General features: G+C 66.6%; 4 protein-coding genes and 1 pseudogene. 2 read left to right on the top strand and 3 right to left on the bottom strand.

Translation table 11 applies throughout. The features are described 5' to 3' along the window. Positions 1 to 226: electron transfer flavoprotein subunit alpha/FixB family protein (locus tag ACSVC7_RS32570; RefSeq protein WP_483509164.1), on the top strand; the 226-nt coding region annotated here is incomplete at its 5' end. 86 nt (positions 227 to 312) lie between these two features. Here ACSVC7_RS32570 and ACSVC7_RS32565 read toward each other — a convergent pair. Next, positions 313 to 822, bottom strand: coding sequence for a PaaI family thioesterase (locus ACSVC7_RS32565; protein WP_448208744.1), 510 nt, complete (start codon positions 820 to 822; stop codon positions 313 to 315). A gap of 222 nt (positions 823 to 1,044) precedes the next feature. Here ACSVC7_RS32565 and ACSVC7_RS32560 point away from each other — a divergent pair, with 222 nt between their 5' ends. Continuing rightward, positions 1,045 to 1,611, top strand: coding sequence for a TetR/AcrR family transcriptional regulator (locus ACSVC7_RS32560; protein WP_448208743.1), 567 nt, complete (start codon positions 1,045 to 1,047; stop codon positions 1,609 to 1,611). A gap of 87 nt (positions 1,612 to 1,698) precedes the next feature. On the opposite strand, the pseudogene ACSVC7_RS32555 reads toward ACSVC7_RS32560, so the two are convergent. Further along, a pseudogene (locus tag ACSVC7_RS32555) lies at positions 1,699 to 1,796 on the bottom strand (transposase); the annotation flags it as partial. 38 nt (positions 1,797 to 1,834) lie between these two features. After that, positions 1,835 to 2,203 (bottom strand): integrase core domain-containing protein (locus ACSVC7_RS32550; RefSeq protein ID WP_483509161.1); only part of this gene is annotated, 369 nt, incomplete at its 5' end.

The raw sequence follows: 2,203 nt of genomic DNA, 5'->3' as shown, positions 1-2,203 counted from the left end.
CAACGACTACCAAGTCGGGCAAACCGGCAAGATCGTGGCGCCTGAGCTGTACATCGCCGTCGGCATCTCCGGTGCCATCCAGCACCTCGCCGGCATGAAGGACTCGAAGGTCATCGTCGCGATCAACAAGGACGAGGAAGCGCCCATCTTCCAGGTCGCGGATTACGGTCTCGTCGCCGACCTCTTCAAGGCGGTGCCGGAACTGACCGACGCGCTGAAGTCGTAGGTTGGGTTGAACCGAAGGTGAAACCCAACGCACCCCGCCTTGCCGATGCGTTGGGTTTCGGCTTTGCCTCAACCCAACCTACGGTATTACGCCGCAACCCGCGCGGCCTTGCCGCCGCGCGGTTCGTTCAGGTGCCAGTGACCGACGAAGGGGGCTTCCTCGCCGTTGCGCACAACCATCATGGTGGCGAGCAGGACGGCGACCGTCTTGCGGGCGGCCCCGGTCTCCGCCAGCACCTCCGTCCGGACGACGAAGAGGCTCGGCCCCTCCCGCTCCACCCGCGCGATGACCAGCAGGGCGTCGCCGCAGGCGGGCGCGCCGAGGTCGAGCTTCTGCTCCATGGTCAGCAGCGAGACCTCCGCCGGCAGGCGCGAGCAGGCGGCGAGGACCGCCGCCGTCTCGGCCAGCGCCGCGCTGACGCCCGGATGGACGCCGCCTCGTTCGGAACACAGGCGGGCCGCCCAGGGCACGCGGATCTCGCAGGTTCCCGCCTCCACGCGGGTCAGCACGGCGCCCAGCGATTCCATCAGGGGCTGCCGGGCGAAACTGTCGCGGAGGCGGTGGGCGCAGGGGTCGTCCTGCTGGCGCTCGGTCATCTTGCGTTTCTCCCCAGTGCCCGACGGTCCCATTGCCCACGGCGTTCTTGCCTGATGGAATGTGCGGTCCGCCCGGTCTTTTCCGTTTATGGTGCTTCGGGTTCCCGATTGCCGCCGGTAAACTGGTTTGCCGGAAACAATCATGCCCATTTTTGTCGGACACGTTACGAATAGGTCCCCGGTGAGTCAATACGCCTCCGTATGGTCTTCGGAGTATCCCTGATGGAAACGAAGACGCTGAACCGCGAATCCTGGCTGTCCGCCGCCTTCTCCGCCCTGGCGGAGGGCGGGGTCGAGCAGGTGCGGGTGGAGGTGCTCGCCAAGCGGCTGAAGGTGACGAAGGGCAGCTTCTACTGGCACTTCCGCGACCGGACGGAGCTGGTGGAGGCCATGCTGGAGGGCTGGAAGACCGGCCGAATCGAGGCGATCAAGATGCAGACGCGGCTGGACGGCCGCACGCCGGCCACCCGGCTGCGCGACCTCTTGTCGCTGTACGGCGCCAACGGCAACCCGCGCGGCATGGCGATCGAGCTGGCGATGCGCGACTGGGCGCGCCGTGACCCCCGCGCCGCCGATATCGTGGCCGAGGTGGACCGCGAACGCCTGCGCTGCGTGTCGGACCTGTTCGCCGGCCTGGGCCTGCCCGACGATGACGCCTTCGCGCGGGCCTACCTGTTCTATTCGTTCATTTTCGGCGAAGGCCTGCTCGCGCGGTCGGCGGCACCCGACCGCTTCGAGAAGGCGCGGGACATCTGCGGGCGGGTGCTCGTGCCGGGGGACGCGGTGTAGGCGGGGCCGCGCAAGGCGTCGCCCCCACCCTTCCCATGCTTCGCATGGGCTCCTTCCCTCTCCCGCTGGCGCAGGAGAGGGAGTTGAGACGCCGATCTGGCAGTTGGTGATCTTGCCCGCCGAGCCGGTGTACTGGCGGCCGACCCCACACGACGCCTTGCCTGCTTGAGAAAGCCCGTCTCGTTGAACCGCTCCGGGTTTGTCGGAGGCCATTCGGCTTGAGTCACGCCGCCATGGCGACGTCCTCGGTTTGAGCATAGTAGCGCGCCTCGGCCTCGGCGGGAGGAATGTTTCCGATGGGTTCGAGTAGGCGCCGGTGATTGAACCAGTCCACCCATTCCAGGGTGGCGAACTCGACGGCTTCCAGGGTGCGCCATGGTCCGCGGCGCCGGATCACCTCGGTCTTGTAAAGGCCGTTGATGGTTTCGGCCAAAGCGTTGTCATAGGAATCGCCGACGCTGCCCACGGACGGCTCGACGCCGGCGTCGGTAAGAGACTGTTTGAAAAGGGTTGGCGCTGAGGTCGTGTTGTGATTCAAGCTTTGTATGTGGACCGAAGCGACGCGCGGCCGGATGGCCAAGATCGAGAAGAA

This window comes from Azospirillum mesophilum (assembly GCF_053470405.2).
The sequence above is the reverse complement of the archived record's forward strand: the minus strand, read 5'-3'. Positions and strand labels throughout refer to the sequence as shown.

Bases quoted from the DNA above. Each gene is read 5' to 3' on its own strand.
- ACSVC7_RS32560 (WP_448208743.1), top strand. From the start codon at position 1,045: ATGGAAACGAAGACGCTGAACCGCGAATCCTGGCTGTCCGCCGCCTTC.
- ACSVC7_RS32565 (WP_448208744.1), bottom strand. From the start codon at position 822: ATGACCGAGCGCCAGCAGGACGACCCCTGCGCCCACCGCCTCCGCGAC.